The following is a 16,653-nucleotide window of genomic DNA, read 5'->3' on the forward strand; positions in this document are numbered from 1 at the left end:
CAGGGAGAGGCACCGAACACGTGAAGGACACCGAGATCCCGCGGGCGGTGGCCGCGGCCGTCGACACGGCCGCCGAGTACGGTCTGGGCGCCGACGACGCCGCTGTGCTGCACACATCGAACCGGATCGCCGTCCGGCTACGGCCCAGCGGCATCCTCGCCCGGGTCGCGCCCCTCGCGTACCGCCCCGACCTCGAGGTCGAGATCGCCCGGCGCCTCACCGGGACCGGCAGCCCGGTGGCGGGTCCCGATCCAAGGACCGAGCCCCGCGTCCATGTCCGCGACGGCTTCGCCGTCACCCTCTGGACCTACTACGAGCCCACCGCCGCACCCGGGAACCACCCACCCGCCGCCTACGCCGACGCCCTGGCCCGGCTGCACGCCGGCCTGCGCCGCATCGACTTCGCCGCACCGCACTTCACCGACCGCGTCGCCGACGCCCTCCGGGTGGTCGAGGACCCCACCGTCAGCCCGGACCTCGGCACCGCAGAACGCGCCCTGCTGACCGACACCCTCCACAAAATCAGCCGCGCGATCCTGGACCGCGGCACACGGCGACAGCTCCTGCACGGCGAACCGCACCCCGACAACCTGCTCGCCACCGCGGACGGACCGCTCTTCATCGACCTGGAGACCGCCTGCCGCGGACCCGTCGAGTTCGACCTCGCGCATGCTCCAAAGGACGTCGCCGCACACTACCCAGGCGCCGACTCCGTACTGCTCGCCGACTGCCGAATCCTCAGCCTCGCCCTCGCGGTCTCCTGGCGCTGGGACCGCGACGACCAACTCCCCGACGGGCGCAGAAGGGGCCGACAGTGGCTCGCCCAGATGCAGGCCGGCCTCGACCGCCGGGAGCACGCCACCGGTGGCGGCCACTGAGCGGCGCCCCCGCCGAACCGGCCACACCACGCCGTCTGCTCGACGACGGCGTCTCGGGCACCGAGGCCGCCCGCACCCTCAAGATCGGCCGCTCCACCGCCTACGAGGCGCCAACCCAGCGCTGACCAGCGCCTCTACCGTCCCGCGGCCCGGTTCCGCCGTATTCCGGTGGCACCCCACCAGGGCATCCAGAGCCCGCCGATCCCATCGGATCCAATGCCGGTTGATGACAGGTGGCATGGCGAGCGGGAGTCGGTCCACCACCTGAAGGGGTCCTTGATGGCGAGCCTGGTCTACAAGCGCGTCTCCACCGACCAGCAGTCCACCGCCCGGCAGAACCTCGTTCTCGCCGAAGCCGAAGGCTGGCTTGGTGAGATCGAAGGCATCGACCTCACCCTCACTTTCTTGCGTCAGAAGCGAGACCAGTCCCGTCGCCTCGCCAGAGTCACCCCGACCCACCTCGGCATGCCGGGCATGCCCGCGCCAAGTGAAACATGATTCATGATCAATGTGGCATGACGACGCCGAGCTCACGGAGCCTGGCGACCGCCGACGACAAGCACAGAGCAGCGCTGGCACCATCAGCACGCATGCCGATCTCCAACGGACCGCCACTCGCCGCGAAGGTCCAGAAGGGTCGTCCCTCCGCCAGCCTCTCGGCATCGACCCTGAGCATCGCGTTGATCCCCTGCTCACCGAGCCACTCCAAAATGAGCAGCGCCGCGTCCTCGATGCCGCCCCCCTGGATCAGTCTTCGGCCATCGGCCTTTCCGCCCGATCGCGAGAGGAACCCTGTCGACGGCATCCAGACCAGAGGACTTCGGAAGATCGCGGAGTGCTTCAACCCTCACACAGACGCGACTTGCGTAGTGCAGAGAATGGACTTGCGGCATAAGGTCGAGATCCACCAGATGACCGGCCGGATCATCGAGTGCCCGATCGACGAGATGAACCGGCCCCGCGGCCGACAGCAGGCCAAACTCCGCGTCCCGCCGACCGCCGAGTAGATCACCCGGTTGTTCACCGGATGGCGAGAGGAGTTGGCGGCCCGCCGAAAGTTCGCGCCGACCGCTCGGAACTACGCAGCCTGCCGCTTGATGGCCGAGGTCGGGCTGCGGGTGGACGCCAGGGGTGAGTGCCGACCACCACGACATGCCCGTACCGGTGACCGGGACGATGGCCGCCTGACCGCCAGCGGTCCGGCGATGACAAGACCGCTGACCACCAGGAGGCCACCGAGTCCTCCGCGAACCGGGTGACGGCCCTAGGCTCCTCCCGTGACCGACACGGAAACCATTGACGAGTCCCCGGCGGCGAGGGCCGCCCGCTTCCGCGCAGAGGCCGCCGCACGGGGGATTCCGGCCGCCGAGGTGGAGGCGTACATACGCACCGCTCGCCCGGCCGTCTACCTCGCACCGGACGGCCCAGGCCCGGTCATGGCGCTGACCGGCGGGAATCCGCCGCTGCCGGAAGGTGCCCCCGTGCCGGCGGCGGCGTTCGTCGCGGCCATCGACTGCGCGGCCCTGCCGCCCGGGGCGACGGATCTGCTGCTGCCCACCGAGGGCTGGCTGCTGTTCTTCGCCGACCCCGATCCGGGCTGCGGGGCGGTGGTCGCCGACGCCGTGCGGTACATGCCGGCCGGAACGCCGCTGGCAGAGCGTCCGGTCGACCCGGACGACGGTCCGGGCACCTACCGCCGGGCGCGGCTGGACTTCTGCTTCCACCAGTGGTCGTGGCCGTGGCGCGAGGAGGACGACGACGAGGAGTCGCAGCGGGCGGCCGAGCTGGAGTCCGCCTGGTCGCAGGTGGTCGGCTGGCGCCCTCACTGGCGCTTCCAGCTTGGCGGCGAGCCGGTCCTGTTCAACTGGGACCCGGTCGAGCTGGTCCGAGACGAAGTGCCGCTGCCCGTCGCGGACGGCGACGAGTGGACGCTGCTGGCCACCTGGCGTGGTGAGGACGACTGCGAGGAGCTGGAGGCGGGCCTGTTCCACTGGGTGATTCGCCGCGCCGACCTGGCCGCTCTCCGCTTCGACCGGGTGTACGTGTACGTCGACGCCTTCTGACGGCTCGACTTAGATCCCATCCTCGGCACCACCCGCCTGCCGGCTCCCCTGATCGACCCCAACGACCACTCCTGCGGCACCGTACGGACCCCACGGCGTGGACGAGCTGACGCACCCCGAGCCCGGCTACCACGCCATCGGGATGAAGAGCTACGGCCGTGCCCCGACCTTCCTGCTGGCCGCCGGCTACGAGCAAGCCCGCTCCGTCATCGCCGCTCTGGCCGGCGACTGGACAGCTGCACGCGACGTCCAGCTCGACCTGCCCGAGACCGGCGTCTGCTCGCTCACCCTGGCCGTGCGCGCCATCACCGACGGCGCCGCCATCGCCGTCGTCCCGGCCGGCGACCGGCGCCACACCCTGCGTCCCGGCCTGATCACCGTCGCGCTCGACGGGATCGAGCCTTGCCAGATCGTCGTAGCCACCCGGGCCGCGGACACCAACCCACTCGTCACAGAGTTCGTACGAACCGCGAAGGATCTCCTGGTCGGGCCCATCACCACCGTTACGACCCCTCCCGCCCCCTGATGGGAGGGTTCCCGGGCGTGGTGCCGCAACGGAAAGGACCGCCGTCTTGGCACGGGATACCCCGGCGAGCGCGGTGATCGTGGAGACCAGCAGTCCGCCGAGTCTGGTTTGCCAGGTCGCCGGCTACAGGCACAGGGCCGTTAGACTACATCGATGAACGTCCCCCTGTCCGTCCGCTCATGGCCGGTCCGGTGGAGAGCCCAGCAAGCCTCGGTCAAGGACGGCGCGCTCGCGGCGACGCTCACTGCGCTGGCATTCGTACCGACGCTGTCCGTCATCGGAGCGCAGCTCAGCGACCTGCCGAGGCGCCCGGCCGACGCCTTGGCGGTGGTGCTGACCGTGGCGCAGTCGGCGCCGCTGGCGCTACGCAGCCGTCTCCCGGCGGCATGCCTCGCCGTCATCGGCGCCGCCTTCGCCGTTCATCAGACTCTCTCCTATCCGCAGACGTTCGCCAGCATCGGCTTCTACCTGGCCCTGTATACGGCCGGAGCCCAACAGTCCCGGCACCGTCGCACGCTCGCGGCGGCGGTGAGCGCCGGCTACGCCGCACTCGCGATCCTCCTGAGCCAGTTGGGATCTCCCAACCGGATCCCGGACTTCCTCGCCTTCTACCTGGTTCTGGTCGTGATCTGGATGGGCGGCACCGGGATGCGCCGATGGCGGGCCGAGGAGGCCGAACGGCGGCGGCTCGGCGCGCTGGCGGCCGGCGCCGCCGAACGCGCCCGCATAGCCCATGAGTTGCACGACGTGGTCACTCATCATGTGACCGCCATAGTGGTGCAGGCCGACGCGGCGCAGTTTCTGCTAGGCACCGCACCGGAACGCGCAGGGCAAGGCCTGGCCGCCATCAGCGACACCGGCCGGCGGGCGCTGACGGAACTCCGGTATCTGCTCGGTGTGCTGGAGGCGACTGGCGACGCCGCGCTCACGGACCATACGCCGGCCTTGGGCAGGGTTGCCGACCTGGTCGAACAGGCCCGCATGTCCGGCCAGCCCGTCGAACTGACCGAGCACGGTGAGCGCCTGCCCCGGCCCATCGACGTCGAGTTGGCCGCGTACCGGGTGGTTCAGGAGGCCCTCACGAACGCCGTCAAGCACGCGACGGGCCGGCCCACCACGGTCACGGTCCACCACCGCTCCGGTCACATCGACATCGAGGTGACCACCGACGGGTCCGCTCTCGCGGAGGGCCCCGCCGTGCCGTCCGGGGGACGGGGGCTGGACGGGCTGCGCCAGCGCGTACACATGCTGAACGGTGAGCTGACCGCCGCGGCGCGGCCCGGAGGCGGGTTCAGCGTCCGGGCCTTCATCCCGTCCAGGAGCACTGCATGACCAGTACGCCGATCCGGGTGCTCATCTGCGAAGACCACGAGCTGGTGCGCACCGGCTACACCACGGTCTTCTCCGCCCAGCCCGACATGGAGGTCGTCGGGGAGGCCGCGGACGGCCGTGCGGCGATCGAGGCCGCCCGGCGGCTGCTGCCGGACGTCGTCGTGATGGACATCCGGATGCCCGTCCTGGACGGCATCGCGGCCACCAGGCGACTGGCCGGGCCCGGCGTCGCCGATCCGGTGAAGGTGCTGGTGGTGACCACGTTCAACGTCGACAAGTACGCCTACGAGGCGCTCAGGGCAGGCGCCAGCGGGTTCCTGCTCAAGGACGCGCGGCCGAAAGAACTGGTGGACGGCGTACGCACCATCGCGCGCGGTGATTCCCTGCTCGCGCCCGCCGTCACCCGTGCCCTCATCGGCCGCTTCGCCGAGCGCCTGCGCCCCACCGACTCCTCCCGGACGGCCCTGCAGGAGATCGTGCGGGCACTGACCCAGCGGGAGCTGGAAGTACTCGAACAGCTCGCTGAGGGCCTGTCCAACGCCGAGATCGCCGGACGATTGTCCATCAGCGCCGAGACCGTCAAGACGTATGTGTCGCGGATCCTGGCCAAACTCGACCTGCGGGACCGTGTACAGGCGGTCGTTCTCGCCTACCGGGTCGGACTGGTGCCCGCCGATCAGGATTGACGCGGCACCGGCTCCTGCGGTCGGCGTCGTTCCGGTCAGGCGGAGAGCCTGGTGCGGTGCGGGCGGGGCCGGATCTGGCCGGTGCGGGCGGCCCGCCGCAGCAGGAGGATCGTGGGCACCATGCAGACCAGCAGTGCGAAAAGGCTGGCCTCCGGGCCGAAGATGCCGCCGGTCAGCGCGGACGGGCCGGACAGCGTGACGTTCAGCAGGCCCTCCGGCGGTACGCCCGATCCGGAGACCGTGACACCGAAGATCCCCGCTTGGGTGAAGTTCCAGGCGAAGTGCAGGCCGATGGACAGCCACAGCGAGCGGGTGGCGACGTAGGCGGCGGCCAGCATGACTCCGCCCGTCAAGGCGATCGCGAACGCGCCCCACAGGGTGGCGTTGGCGTTGACCAGATGCATCGCACCGAACAGCAGCATGGATACGACCAAGGCGATCACAGTGCCGGTACGTTCCTCCATGATGCGGAACACCACCCCGCGGAACAGCAGTTCCTCGGCGACGGCGACGCTCGCCATCATGCCTGCGGTGCCGAGGAAGCCGCCGAGGGAACCCCAGGACACCTCCTGCCAGCCGCCGAACACCGCGATCAGCGCCATCAACCCGGTGAACAGGCCGAACCCGAGCAGCGTCCCGCGCCGCAGCCGGGACCATCGGCCCGTCTTCGCGAGTTCGGGGATGTCCCGGCGGAGCTCGACGGCCCGGCACAACCAGTGGTAACAGGCCACAGCGGTGACGGCCAGGCCGACGCCCACCGGCAGGGCGAGGATAGGGATGGGCGAGACGAGCTGGTTGATCCAGCCCGTCACCACCATCACACCGAACAACGCGACCAGCAGGATGGGGAACCGGAACCTGCGCAACCGGCCGCGGCCCTTGGTAGGGCCGGCTTGCGGGAGGGGGTTTTCCGGGTGCTCTGCGGACGCCACAATCGCGATCCTTTCGATCAAGTTCCACCAGGTTTTCGCGGCATCTTCCGCGGCTTAAAGGCTAGGGATCGGAGCCGGGCGTGCCATCCCCCTGGAACGGACATCGCGGTAGCTCTCACGGGGGATCAGAAACCGTCCAGGCTTCTGTCCCCGCGCGTCGCCGATTCTGCGCATCAGCTGCGATCGGATGAAGGCCGCCGGGCGGCGCCTCGCGGCGTCGGCGGATGTGCCTGAGGCGGCCCAGACCCTGCGCCACCTCCTGTTGGATCCAGAGAACACGGCGGTCGCCCAGGAGACGGCGGAAGCTCTCCTGCAACGAGGAGCAAGCACGTCCGCCGCGAGGTGTGCACGCATTACAACCTGCTCACCGACGACGAGTGGGCGCCGGCCCATGACGGCCCGCTGGCCCGCGAGCGCGCTTACGGCTGTGATCTGCAGCCTGGACATCCCGGTCTGCACGTGGCGCAATGTCAGGAGTCCCCCATGACGGGGCGTGGGGAGCGGCTGCGCTGGCGCCGTACGGCCAGAGGTGAGGTCGTCCGGGAGCTGGTCGAGTTGCCCTTTGCCCTACTGTCCGGTGATGGGGCGTGGCGCGGACCCTCGCGGGCTGGATGATGAGACTTGTGGGCTGCCCGTCGAGCATGCCGATGCGCACGCGGTGAACAACCGGCTTGGCGAAGTCCACCCGGGCAGAAACGCCGTTACCGGCCGGCAACGGCACAGTGCGTTCCTTCTGACCGGCGCCCGTCCCCGAGTTCGGCCCCATGACCTGCGCAAACGTTCAGAACGCGCCAGAGTGTCAGCGGACGAGCGAAAGCATGTCCGCCTTGCCCTGATCGTTGAGGTGGTCATGCAGTCCCGCTTCGTGATCATTCAGGCTGGATCGCCCAGATCACGGCGAGAGGCTTCTCATCAGGGCTGCCAATTCAACGTGGGGCTCTGGGTGCCGGTGTATTGCGGGGACCACTCCGGCGGCAGCGGGTCTGTGCCGGTCTGCGCGCTGGCGGCGGTGTAGTAGTAGCCGGCCGTCGGCGGGGTGAAGGCGTACGCGCAGGTGACGACCTTCTGATCGTCGGTCAGGGAGACCGGGCAGGTGTGCAGGCTCTTGCGGTACTTGTCTTTGGTGTCTCGATGGGTCAGCCACACGTAGGCGGTGACCTTTCCGCTCGTCCCGGAAGGCTTCATGGCTTTGATGTAGACGTTCATCCGCACCTGGCCCTCGCTCGACTCGATGCAGGGCTTAATCGCCACCCCCGCCCGGGCGACCGGTTGATAACCTCCTCGGCACGCCTCCCCAGTGATCGGCGATGCTGGGGATCCCCAAAGCTGCGCAACCCCCCAGACCCCGGCAGCCACCGGCACCACGGCGGCGGCAATGGCGACGCCCAGCCGTAAGCGACGCGGACGCGGATCGATGGGGATCTCGATGGGCTGGGTGTCTCCCGATACGCCCGCCCCTTGGTCGTCGACGGTCCCGTCAGCCGGGGCGGGGGCAGGCCCTTGTGCCGGCCACCCGCTTTCCAGGCGCCCCCGGGTCCGCAGCCACGGCTCGGCTTGCTCCTCACTCAGGCCACAGGCCCGCAGGAAGACCTCCACGGTGCGCTTGGTCGGCAGACGCTCTCCTCGCAGCATCAGCGAAAGCGTGGACTTGGAGACATCAGCCTCCTTGGCCAGCTGCCGCAACGACAGGCCCGCCCGGGACTGGATCGCCCTCAGTGCATGGGCGAATTGCTGCACTGTGACAATCTGCTCGGGGCTCAGATCGCTGACGTCCATGTAGCCCTTTCCAAAGGCACCTCCCAGGGTGCGGAATCGCCCGGACACACCCGCTGGGAGCCTCCCAAGGTCACGTTCAACGGAGTGATCATAGTGATCGCTTGCAGGCGTGTGTAGCTACAGGATCCTGACCGGTGCCACCTCCTGTCCGCACTCTTTCCGGCCTCTCAAGGCCGTCCTAACGTGGGCCGATTCTGTCCGACTTTGTCCATTGACCTGCCTGGACGCCCCATCGGTGCGCTCTGCTGGGAGCACCGCAAGCCGCCGCCTGCCTGAGCCGGGTGGCGGCGGATCCCCAGTAGAAAGTGGAGCAGTCCATGTCCCGAATCACTCCCCCCGCCATCCGGACCGTCCTGCCGTTCGCCGAGGCGGACTCTTCACGCCGAACGCTGACCCGCCACCTGCGCCGTGCCGTCACCGCAGTCGTGGGGCTGGCTCTGGCCGGCGCCCTCGCCCAAGTTCCCGCCTCCGCCGCGCAGGCCTCCACCAACACTCCCGGACGGGTATGCATGTTCTCCGACCCCAACAACGTCTACACCGGGCTGGCCGGGCACGTTGGCTGGGCGTTCAAGACCGGCCCGGACCTGTGGTCCTGGGGCTCTTACTCGCCCCAGGGCAAGACCTGGAAGTCCAGCTGGACCTGGGCCGCCACCCGGGACTACTTCAAGAGAGCCGGGTACTACAGCTTCCGCTGCAAGGACACCCACCAGATGCGGTCCGCGTCGGCGACGCAGGTGTGGAAGAACTACCCGCGCTACAACCCCTACAGCAGTAACTGCCTGACCTCCAGCGTGGCCATCTTCCGCGCCTACACCCCCGAACTGGGCAGCCTCCCCTCTGCGAGCGGCACAGCTCCCCGTTCCTACTTCAAGAACACGCTCCCGCACTACGGTTTCGCCAATGCGTGGCCGTTGTAGCCGATGCGACGTCACAGTCCCCGTGGGGCTCAAAGGACGAGCCCCACGGAGCGGCGTGAGCTTCACATGCGCGCGTGTGGCCGTTGAGCCGGCTCTCCCATGGCTCACAGGCCGTGCGGGCCAGCCTCGCCGTCGGCTACCAAGGACCGCACCCGGAGGCACAGCGGCTCTTCCGCCTCCTCGGCCTGCTGGAGGCACCGGACTTCGCCACCTGGCCGGCCGCTGCCCTGCTGGGCATGCCGTACGCCGAGGCGGAGGATCTGATGGAGGAGCTGGCCGACATCCGTCTCCTCGAGGTCGCCGGCCGCGACCCGACCGGGCAGACCCGCTATCGCCTCCACGACCTGACCCGGGCGTACGCCCGCGAGTGCGGAGAGCAAAGAGACAGCGAGGACGAACGCGCCGCCGCGCTGCGGCGAGTCCTGAGCGCCTGGCTCACGCTGACCCGACAGGCGCACGTGCGGCTGTGCGGCGGTGACTACCGGCTGCCGCGACCCACCAGTCCTTCATGGGCCGCCGCCGTGGACGTCGCGGGACGCCATGTCCTGCCGGACCCTCTGGGCTGGGCGGACGCCGAACGAGCGGGCATCGTCGCCGCGGTCCGTCAGTGCGCGGCGCTGGGGGCTCACGAGATCGGCTGGGAGCTGGCCGCCGCCGGCCTGCACCTGTTCGAGACCCGCGGTCATCACGACGAGTGGCGCATCACCCATGAGATCGCCCTGCCCGCCGCGCGGGCGGCGGGAGACGTCCGCGGTCAGGCGCACATGCTCAACGGGCTCGGGCGGATGTACTTCTCGCAGGGCCGGCTCGAACACGCGATCTCCTATACACGGCGGGCAATGCGACTGGCGCATGACATCGGCGATGTGCGGGCGCGGGAGTTCACCCGCATCGTCCTCGGCGAGATCGAACTCGCACGCGGTGACCTGCCGGCCGCCGAAATGTGCTTCACCCAGGCGATGGACGGCCTCGGCACGCTCGGATTCCCCATGGGGATCGCCTACGCCCGCCTAGGGCTGGCCACCGCCAGGCTCGCCCGACACGACCTGACCGACGCCGACCACCTCCTCGGGCAGGCTCTGGCCGCGTACCGGGACGCCTTCGACACCGTCGGCCAGGCCCGGGTCCTGCTCGCCTCGGCAGAGGTACGGCGCCGGCAGCGGCGGTTCGGCGAGGCGATCGCCATGCTGACCGACGCCGCGGCCACCTACCAGGCCATCGCCTCACCGTACCGGTACGGCGTCGCCCTGCGGGCCTTGGCCGAGGTGCACCGCGAGGCCGGCGACCTTTCCTCGGCCATTGAGACCTGGGAGCGCTGCCTGAAGACCCTGACGGCTCTGAACGCTCCGGAAGCGAATGAAGTCGCCGCCCTCCTGAGACGGCATGCGCCAGGCCGGCACACGGGCGACAGGACGGTCACGGCCGCGGGTTCAGGAAGCGCTGAGGCGTTTCGCGCCAGTTGAGGCCATGCGGTGATTCTGATGACGCAGGGCCGGCATCTCGACGTCCTTGTCCCGATCGACCTCCGGGAGCAACCGCAGGAGATCGACAGGACCGTTACGGTGGGCAACGCACGAAAGGGATTGATCACGATGAGCGAGTGAACCACGCCGGGTTTCGTGGAGGCCGGGTCAGCCGGCTCCGGCGAGGATAGCCAGGCCGTTGTCGGTTCGGTAGAGAGTCTCGAACTCCGCGGGTGGACGGTCGCCGCAGGCGCTGTGCAGCCGCCGGTCGTCGTACCAGTCGACCCACTCCATCGTGGTGATCTCCACGTCGTCCAGGCCCCTCCAGGGACCCCTGCGATGGATCACCCCGGTCGTGTACGACCCGATCGTGGTCTCGGCCGGCGCAGCTGCCGGTGGATCTTCCGGGTGCCGTAGCAGCAGTGGTTGCCGGTGTAGATCCGCTGGATGTCGGTCTTGAGTTGCTCATCGCGAGTGGCGCGGGCTGAGGGCGGCCGGGTGCGGGAGGCGTAGTAGGTCGACGTAGAAGCTGTTCCACAGCGTGACGCAGCTGAGCCCCAGGCCCAGCGCGCCGGGCTGGTCCTCCATGCCTTTGTAGTAGCGCTGGTAGACCTCGCCCTTGCGGCCGTGGAAGATCTTCCCGGCCAGGGCGTGGCGGTGGCCACGGATCCGAGCAGGAACAGCACCAGCAGCTTGCCGCGCCAGCCGGGCAGCAGGCGTTCCAGCATCGACAGCGACCCGAGCCCGTGGGGACCGGAGCGCTGCAGGCCATGCAGCAGCCATTTCTGCAGGCCGGACCTAGCCTGGGGGGCGATGTGCTCACCGGTTCGTACTCCCCCGCCTTCGCGAGGGCTGGTGTTTCTGGCAAAGACCTGTCGTCGGTGACGGTGAATCCGCCTGACAGAGTCGCGCGACCACAACGGTGCCGCCCTGGTGCTCGTCGTTGTCGTGCGGGCCGCCGCCGTCGTCGTTCATCCTCGGCCACAGGGTGCGCCCGTCGGTGTTCCCGTGCTGTTCGAGGTTGGCGTGCGTGCCGACGACGAACGGCTGGCCGTCCTTGCCCCAGCGCCCGAGCAGCTGTCCCACCTGGCCCCTTCTGCGTGGTAGGGGTACAAGGAGCTGCGACGAGTCCGCCGGGGCGATGCCCTTATGAAGGCATACCTTCCTGACCTGCAGAGACGTTACGGTTTGCGGCGGGTGACACATTTCTTAACGGCACCCCGTACTGGGTCGGACCGAGGCGCCCTACGGTGATGGCTCATGGTGAGTTTCCCCGGCCCGAGCCGACCTGGCACCCCAAGATGGCCCAAGGCCGGGTTACGCTTCTGCCGCAAGGCGCTGATCAGTCGCGGTCAGGGCGATGACGGCGTCTTGGATGGTGGGATACACGTGGAGGTAGGCCATCATCCCGGTGAGCTCCAAGAGCCTGGCCGGGCGGGCATCGAGCGCGGTCAGGCGGAGTTCGTGACCGCGCTGTTCGGCGTCTTGGTGCGCCCTCAGCAGCACGGCTAGGCCGCCGCTGTCCAGGAACGTCATCCCGGACAGCTCCACGACGATGGGGTTGCCCAGCCTCAGGGCTCGGCTGAGCTCGGCCTCCAGGTGGGTGCTGGTGGTGGCGTCCACCTCGCCGCTCACACGCAGCACCGTGTAAGTGGCCAGCTGCCAGCAGGTCACCGTCAGGCCGGTCACCGAAGACTCCGCTCAGCGTGTTCATCCACGCCCGCGCGGCGGGCGAGCTGATGGGCCACCGCATCCTCCTGACATCATCAGCAGGTGACTGCTTCGCCCACCATAATGCCGAAGCAGTTTTCATGAAAGACTGTTCACCAGATGTTGTGGGGGCAGGGGAGCATCCCCGGTGGCGGCCCTGGCCACCGGGTGACAGCGAAGATGCGTGAGGTGTGATGAGCATGTCCGGTCAAGGTCCGTCCTGGACGTTTCTGACCCACCACGCCCGGGTGCTACTGAAGATCGCGCGGGATCCCGAGGCCCGGCTGCGTGACGTGGCCCAGAGCATCGGCATCACCGAACGCGCCGTCCAAGGCATCGTGGCCGACCTGCACGAGGCCGGGTACCTGACCCGGCGCCGGGTCGGGCGGCGTAACCACTACCAGCTCAACCTCGATCACAGCTTCCGCTACCCCACCGAAGCCCACGCGCCGGTCCGCACCCTGGTCGACCTCTTCGCCAGCCTCGAGCCAGGGCAAGACCCCCCGGCCGCCGCTGAGGGTGACCAGACAGATCTCCAACCCATGAGCTCGCCGCCGAACAATGCCTCGGCTACGCCGGTGACTTCCTCACCCTGACGTCCTCACTCCAGTGTCGCCGCCGGCGAGCACTCCGTAGACGTCGGTCACCGGCGGATGCCGGCCTTTGTTCGGTCCGCGGGGATGACCGGCTTGCGCGCGGTGCTGGGTAGGGGCGCAGCTCTGGCGACCTCACGCAATCAACTGTCGCCCATTCGGCTGTGGATGAGCTCGTGGTCGTCACGGGGAGTGGTCTCTGCCTGAGATGTAGCAGCTCCAGGGGCCGGCCAGCTTCTTCGAGCCGGCCGGCCATCTGCTTCCACACCGCGTCCGGCGCCGGCAACATGGCGTCCAGATGGGCCTGCGCACGACGACGCCGCCCGCTTCGCCCTCACCCTCTCTACTAGGCCGTGTTTCATGAGGTGTTGAGCCACTCGCTGGCGATGATCGGACGGGAGAAAGGCAGGAATGCGAAGATAACCGTACTTGACGAAGATCGGAGCCGGGATGGACATGCGCGCGGAAGTGGAGTGGGTGGACTCCCGGGAGAGGCTGCCAAGGGACGGAATACCTGTGGCCGCCGCGATCACCGGCCGTTTCCCGTCCGACGATGCGGACGAGCGCGATCCAAACGCGGGGCAAGAATTCTGGCTGGTGAGGCCGATGTACTTCACGACCCGTCACTTCGCTGAGGACGGGCGTGAGTACCATGACTGCTTCGTCGATTCCGACGGCGTCGTCCGTCCGCCCTACGGCCGAAGTGGTGACAACCCGCAGGACGATGACGACCCGATCACCCACTGGGCCTATCTGCCCACTTTGCCGGGTACGACCGTGCACTACCTGACGGGCGAGGAGGCGAAGACCGCCCGCGCGAACGCTCTGGGTGAGAGGGCATGACGGAAACAGGTCGCCGTCACCCTGGCCGCGCTGATGCCGCTATAACACTCTGACGTGCGGCCCTTGACGTACGTCGGCACGGTGGACGTCATCGGTCGGCGCCCGCCGTTGCCCCGCCGGTTGCCCGGCAGGCAACCGGGCATCCCAGATCAGGTCCGGCGGGCGGCCCAGACGGTGCGCTCGGTGCGTACGGCGAGGTCGTCGCGGTGCAGGATGCTGTGCGGGCTGTCGACGTCCAGGAGTTCATCGAGGGCGGCGAGGTCCTCAGGGCTGAGTGCGGGTGCGGCGACGCCGCGGATGCGTTGCAGGCTGCGGTGGGCGTAGCGGCCGATGGCCTCGCTGCGGTCGCCCTCGATGTTGACGGTGATGGCGCGCTCGTCCTCGACGGTGAATCCGGCGGCGGTCAGCATCGGCCCCCAGTCGGCGCCGCGGTGCGGGACGTGTTCAGCGTGGAAGCCGTCGGTCGCTCTGTGGGCGCGCTCCTCGAGTCCCGGGCGGCCTTCAGGGGCGTCGGCGGGCAGGAAGCGGGGGAAGCCGTCCAGCTCGACGACGGCGAACAGCCCGCCCGGCGCGAGAAGGTCGTGGGCGCTACGCAGTGCGCGGTCGGGGTGGGCCATGTGGTGCATCGACGCGGAGGCCCACACCAGGTCCGGTGTGCCGAGGTCGGGCCAGGGGCTGGTGTCGAGGTCGGCCTGCACGGTGCGGACCCGGTCCGAGACACCGCGGGCGCGTGCCTTCTCACGCAGGAGCCGCAGGTGGCCGGCGGAGGCGTCAACCGCGCTGACGTGTGCCTTTGGGAAGCGTTCGAGGAGCGCGAAGGTACCCGCGCCGGTGCCGCAGCCCAGGTCCACGATCTGGCGCGGCTCGGCCTTCAGCGGCAGCCAGGCGGTGATGGATGCGATGTGCTCGGCGAGGACCTCGGCGTCCAGGTCGAGGATCTCCGCCTGGCCGCTGTCGTCATGCTCCGGGTGGTGGCCGTGCGAGCCGCCGTGGTGAGGGGTGTGCTCGTGCGCTGGGGTCATGACATCACCGTAAGCACCCCATGCGCATACCGCATGATTCCTTGCGAAATGCGCAAACAGATGGCTTGATGTGCTGCCCGCCGCGCAAGATCATCCCTCCTGTGGCGGCGGAACTACTCGCGACGTTGCTATTCGCAGGGGCCCTGCGCGCCGTCGCACTCGCCGGTCTCGCTTGCGTCGCGTTGGTGACCGCGGCGGGCGTCGCGGTCGAAGATGCCCATGGTCTCGCACGGACCGCCCTCGGCTCCGATCGCGTGCGGCATCATGGTGGGGAACTCGGCGGCCTGGTTGGTCTCGATGCGGAACCGGCGGTGGCCGAGCATGAGGATCGCGGTACCGGAGAGCACGACGAGCCATTCGCGCCCGCGCTGGGCGCGGGCCGTCGCGCGCGTCCACCTCGGCCCGGCGAACCCGGAGCCGAACCGGGAACAGTGGGCGTTCTCGCAGGTCGAGGCGTTTTCGGCCAGGAGACGGGGGCCCCGCGCAGCCGCTCCCGTTTCTCTCCCCGGAAGTCAAAAACCTTCACTGACTCCTCGAATCGAGGCCGTTTCGGCCTCTCCCCGGCCGCGCTCGGGGAAGGTTGCGCCCGGCCGCGGGCTACTCGCCGGGTGAGAACGGGTCCAGGGCGCCGAGGTCGCCGGCGTCCGGCAGGAAGACCTGAGGCTCATTGGAGTCGAGGTGCTCCAGGGTCGGCGCCGAGGCGGAGCTCATGGCGACGCCGGGAAGCCAGGGCGGGACATGACCTCGCCCGCGCATGTCGGCGCGCAGCTCGCGCAGGGCCTCTGTGCTCTCCGCGGCTTCCTGCTCGCGGCGCAGTGCCCACAGCAGACGTTCTTCGGCTCGTACGGCCAGGCGCTTGGCCTACTTACCGACACCGTCCACAGCTCCCTGAGCGCACGCTGTGCGGCGTGACCGGCACCCCGGCCAAGGTCGTTGTCCGCACGATGAATCACAGTGCGGGCAGGGGCTTGGATCGCTCGTTGTCGGCGGTCGCCCAGAACGCCGCCCGCCACGCCGCAGCGAGACCGTCGCGGCTCGCCTCGACGGCAGCGGCGGTGTTGCCGCCGGGAACCGCGACGCGGTCCACGATCTCGGCCAAGGGCGTCCCGTGATCCAGCAGCCGGCTGACGGCGTCGATGCTCTGCGCGAGGAGTTGTTCGGCCAGACCCGGGGGTAGCGGCGCGCCGCGCTCGATCTGCGCTGCGATCATCGATTGGGCCACACTGGCCAGAAGTGCCGGACCGCACGATGCCAGGTCGGTGGCTGCCCGGCCCTGTCGCTCGCCGATCACGAACGGCCGGGAAAACCCCTGTAGCAACTCCGTCAACTCGGCAACGGCGTCCTCGCTCAGGCCAGGGCCGGGCATGAGCAGCGTCGCGCCCGCACCGATCTCGTTACCGACGCTGGGAATCAGCTTGGCAACGGGACAGGGAACCGAGTCCGCCAGCCTCGACAGGGGCAGTGCGTTGTTGATCGTGACCACGATGTGCTCCGCCGAAAGTCGAGGACGCACAACGGCGAGCACGTCAGGGAGGTCCACGTTGCGCACACACAGAACAACCAGGGTGGCCCGGTCAGCCAAGTCGGCTGGCGGCAGCACCGTGGCGGTAGGTACGGCAGCGCGTACGCGCTCGATGCTGGATACCGACCGACCTGCGACGAACAATCGTGCCGGTTCGACTGCTCTGCTGAAGCCGGCGGCCAGAGTCAGCCCCATTCGGCCCAAGCCCATGATCCCCACAGTCCGTGCTGTCACGAGCACCATCGTCCCGGAATCTCGCTGCCGCCGTGGACCCGCCTGCCGCCTTGGACATCGATTGACCGGCGGACGGCAGTGATGCCTTCAGTCCAGAAGCCCTCGGGTTTCGGGCGCTTCCCAGACCGTCTCCTGATGTGACCTACTTGCCTGACA

At 69.1% G+C, this 16,653-nt stretch carries 18 protein-coding genes and 3 pseudogenes; 11 read left to right on the plus strand and 10 right to left on the minus strand.

Going from position 1 to position 16,653, the window contains the following annotated elements; translation table 11 throughout:
- The first annotated feature begins 20 nt into the window (after positions 1-20).
- Complete coding sequence (locus tag ACQP10_RS20980; RefSeq protein WP_346021081.1) at positions 21-878, plus strand: aminoglycoside phosphotransferase family protein; 858 nt, start codon at positions 21-23, stop codon at positions 876-878.
- Between the two features lie 279 nt (positions 879-1,157).
- Complete coding sequence (locus ACQP10_RS20985) at positions 1,158-1,376, plus strand: hypothetical protein (RefSeq protein ID WP_346021080.1); 219 nt, start codon at positions 1,158-1,160, stop codon at positions 1,374-1,376.
- A 7-nt stretch (positions 1,377-1,383) separates the two neighbouring features.
- Here the strand turns inward: ACQP10_RS20985 and ACQP10_RS20990 are convergent, their stop codons facing one another.
- The gene (locus ACQP10_RS20990; protein ID WP_346021079.1) at positions 1,384-1,683 is read right to left on the minus strand and encodes a hypothetical protein; all 300 of its coding nucleotides are present in this window, start codon (positions 1,681-1,683) and stop codon (positions 1,384-1,386) included.
- A 73-nt stretch (positions 1,684-1,756) separates the two neighbouring features.
- Between ACQP10_RS20990 and ACQP10_RS20995 the strand changes: the two genes are divergently transcribed.
- From ACQP10_RS20995 to ACQP10_RS21015, 5 genes and pseudogenes are all read left to right on the plus strand, one after another.
- The gene (locus ACQP10_RS20995; protein WP_346021078.1) at positions 1,757-1,885 is read left to right on the plus strand and encodes a hypothetical protein; all 129 of its coding nucleotides are present in this window, start codon (positions 1,757-1,759) and stop codon (positions 1,883-1,885) included.
- A 270-nt stretch (positions 1,886-2,155) separates the two neighbouring features.
- Positions 2,156-2,941 (plus strand): DUF1963 domain-containing protein, encoded by a 786-nt coding sequence (locus ACQP10_RS21000; protein WP_433539549.1) that lies wholly within the window; start codon positions 2,156-2,158, stop codon positions 2,939-2,941.
- Positions 2,942-3,221, plus strand: a pseudogene (locus tag ACQP10_RS21005) (flavoprotein); the annotation flags it as partial.
- 399 nt (positions 3,222-3,620) lie between these two features.
- On the plus strand, positions 3,621-4,799 hold the full coding sequence (locus tag ACQP10_RS21010; RefSeq protein WP_433539550.1) for a sensor histidine kinase: 1,179 nt from the start codon (positions 3,621-3,623) through the stop codon (positions 4,797-4,799).
- Positions 4,796-5,485 carry a response regulator transcription factor gene (locus ACQP10_RS21015; protein WP_346021075.1) on the plus strand — a complete coding sequence of 230 codons (690 nt, stop codon included), beginning with the start codon at positions 4,796-4,798 and terminating at the stop codon, positions 5,483-5,485. The genes ACQP10_RS21010 and ACQP10_RS21015 overlap by 4 nt, the downstream gene beginning before the upstream one ends.
- Before the next feature lie 35 nt (positions 5,486-5,520).
- Here ACQP10_RS21015 and ACQP10_RS21020 read toward each other — a convergent pair whose 3' ends face one another.
- On the minus strand, positions 5,521-6,351 hold the full coding sequence (locus ACQP10_RS21020; protein WP_433539551.1) for a lysostaphin resistance A-like protein: 831 nt from the start codon (positions 6,349-6,351) through the stop codon (positions 5,521-5,523).
- Between the two features lie 978 nt (positions 6,352-7,329).
- On the minus strand, positions 7,330-8,193 hold the full coding sequence (locus ACQP10_RS21025; protein WP_346021073.1) for a helix-turn-helix domain-containing protein: 864 nt from the start codon (positions 8,191-8,193) through the stop codon (positions 7,330-7,332).
- Positions 8,194-8,510: 317 nt separating this feature from the next.
- Here ACQP10_RS21025 and ACQP10_RS21030 point away from each other — a divergent pair, with 317 nt between their 5' ends.
- Together ACQP10_RS21030 and ACQP10_RS21035 are read left to right on the plus strand one after the other, a co-directional pair.
- Positions 8,511-9,110, plus strand: coding sequence for a hypothetical protein (locus tag ACQP10_RS21030; RefSeq protein WP_346021072.1), 600 nt, complete (start codon positions 8,511-8,513; stop codon positions 9,108-9,110).
- A 74-nt stretch (positions 9,111-9,184) separates the two neighbouring features.
- The gene (locus ACQP10_RS21035; protein WP_399500962.1) at positions 9,185-10,573 is read left to right on the plus strand and encodes a tetratricopeptide repeat protein; all 1,389 of its coding nucleotides are present in this window, start codon (positions 9,185-9,187) and stop codon (positions 10,571-10,573) included.
- Positions 10,574-10,741: 168 nt separating this feature from the next.
- Here the strand turns inward: ACQP10_RS21035 and ACQP10_RS21040 are convergent, their stop codons facing one another.
- From ACQP10_RS21040 to ACQP10_RS21055, 4 genes and pseudogenes are all read right to left on the minus strand, one after another.
- Positions 10,742-10,996, minus strand: a complete 255-nt coding sequence (locus ACQP10_RS21040) for an integrase core domain-containing protein (protein ID WP_433541932.1) — start codon at positions 10,994-10,996, stop codon at positions 10,742-10,744.
- Between the two features lie 99 nt (positions 10,997-11,095).
- Positions 11,096-11,230 (minus strand): annotated as a pseudogene (locus ACQP10_RS21045) (Tn3 family transposase); the annotation flags it as partial.
- Between the two features lie 162 nt (positions 11,231-11,392).
- Entirely contained in the window at positions 11,393-11,659 is a 267-nt protein-coding gene (locus ACQP10_RS21050) for a hypothetical protein (RefSeq protein ID WP_433539552.1), read from the minus strand.
- A 231-nt stretch (positions 11,660-11,890) separates the two neighbouring features.
- Positions 11,891-12,247, minus strand: a complete 357-nt coding sequence (locus tag ACQP10_RS21055; protein WP_433539553.1) for an STAS domain-containing protein — start codon at positions 12,245-12,247, stop codon at positions 11,891-11,893.
- Positions 12,248-12,477: 230 nt separating this feature from the next.
- Between ACQP10_RS21055 and ACQP10_RS21060 the strand changes: the two genes are divergently transcribed.
- Both ACQP10_RS21060 and ACQP10_RS21065 read left to right on the plus strand, forming a co-directional pair.
- A complete protein-coding gene (locus ACQP10_RS21060; RefSeq protein WP_433539554.1) occupies positions 12,478-12,879 on the plus strand; it encodes a helix-turn-helix transcriptional regulator in 402 nt (133 codons plus the stop codon).
- Between the two features lie 453 nt (positions 12,880-13,332).
- Positions 13,333-13,719: an AQJ64_40280 family protein gene (locus ACQP10_RS21065; protein ID WP_386149636.1), complete on the plus strand. Its 387-nt coding sequence runs from the start codon at positions 13,333-13,335 to the stop codon at positions 13,717-13,719.
- Between the two features lie 149 nt (positions 13,720-13,868).
- On the opposite strand, the gene ACQP10_RS21070 is transcribed toward ACQP10_RS21065, so the two are convergent.
- The 3 genes and pseudogenes from ACQP10_RS21070 to ACQP10_RS21080 form a co-directional block, all read right to left on the minus strand.
- Positions 13,869-14,741 (minus strand): class I SAM-dependent methyltransferase, encoded by an 873-nt coding sequence (locus ACQP10_RS21070; RefSeq protein WP_433539555.1) that lies wholly within the window; start codon positions 14,739-14,741, stop codon positions 13,869-13,871.
- A gap of 128 nt (positions 14,742-14,869) precedes the next feature.
- A pseudogene (locus ACQP10_RS21075) lies at positions 14,870-15,127 on the minus strand (cupin domain-containing protein); the annotation flags it as partial.
- A 563-nt stretch (positions 15,128-15,690) separates the two neighbouring features.
- Positions 15,691-16,506 carry a pyrroline-5-carboxylate reductase family protein gene (locus tag ACQP10_RS21080; RefSeq protein ID WP_433539556.1) on the minus strand — a complete coding sequence of 272 codons (816 nt, stop codon included), beginning with the start codon at positions 16,504-16,506 and terminating at the stop codon, positions 15,691-15,693.
- Positions 16,507-16,653 lie beyond the last annotated feature (147 nt).

This window comes from Streptosporangium sandarakinum, from assembly GCF_050942225.1.
Classification (GTDB): domain Bacteria; phylum Actinomycetota; class Actinomycetes; order Streptosporangiales; family Streptosporangiaceae; genus Streptosporangium; species Streptosporangium nondiastaticum.

Bases quoted from the DNA above. Each gene is read 5' to 3' on its own strand.
- ACQP10_RS20985 (WP_346021080.1), top strand. From the start codon at position 1,158: ATGGCGAGCCTGGTCTACAAGCGCGTCTCCACCGACCAGCAGTCCACC.
- ACQP10_RS20995 (WP_346021078.1), top strand. From the start codon at position 1,757: ATGGACTTGCGGCATAAGGTCGAGATCCACCAGATGACCGGCCGGATC.
- ACQP10_RS21070 (WP_433539555.1), bottom strand. From the start codon at position 14,741: ATGACCCCAGCGCACGAGCACACCCCTCACCACGGCGGCTCGCACGGC.
- ACQP10_RS21065 (WP_386149636.1), top strand. From the start codon at position 13,333: ATGCGCGCGGAAGTGGAGTGGGTGGACTCCCGGGAGAGGCTGCCAAGG.
- ACQP10_RS21025 (WP_346021073.1), bottom strand. From the start codon at position 8,193: ATGGACGTCAGCGATCTGAGCCCCGAGCAGATTGTCACAGTGCAGCAA.
- ACQP10_RS21080 (WP_433539556.1), bottom strand. From the start codon at position 16,506: ATGGTGCTCGTGACAGCACGGACTGTGGGGATCATGGGCTTGGGCCGA.
- ACQP10_RS21060 (WP_433539554.1), top strand. From the start codon at position 12,478: ATGAGCATGTCCGGTCAAGGTCCGTCCTGGACGTTTCTGACCCACCAC.
- ACQP10_RS21030 (WP_346021072.1), top strand. From the start codon at position 8,511: ATGTCCCGAATCACTCCCCCCGCCATCCGGACCGTCCTGCCGTTCGCC.
- ACQP10_RS21015 (WP_346021075.1), top strand. From the start codon at position 4,796: ATGACCAGTACGCCGATCCGGGTGCTCATCTGCGAAGACCACGAGCTG.
- ACQP10_RS20990 (WP_346021079.1), bottom strand. From the start codon at position 1,683: ATGCCGTCGACAGGGTTCCTCTCGCGATCGGGCGGAAAGGCCGATGGC.
- ACQP10_RS21010 (WP_433539550.1), top strand. From the start codon at position 3,621: ATGAACGTCCCCCTGTCCGTCCGCTCATGGCCGGTCCGGTGGAGAGCC.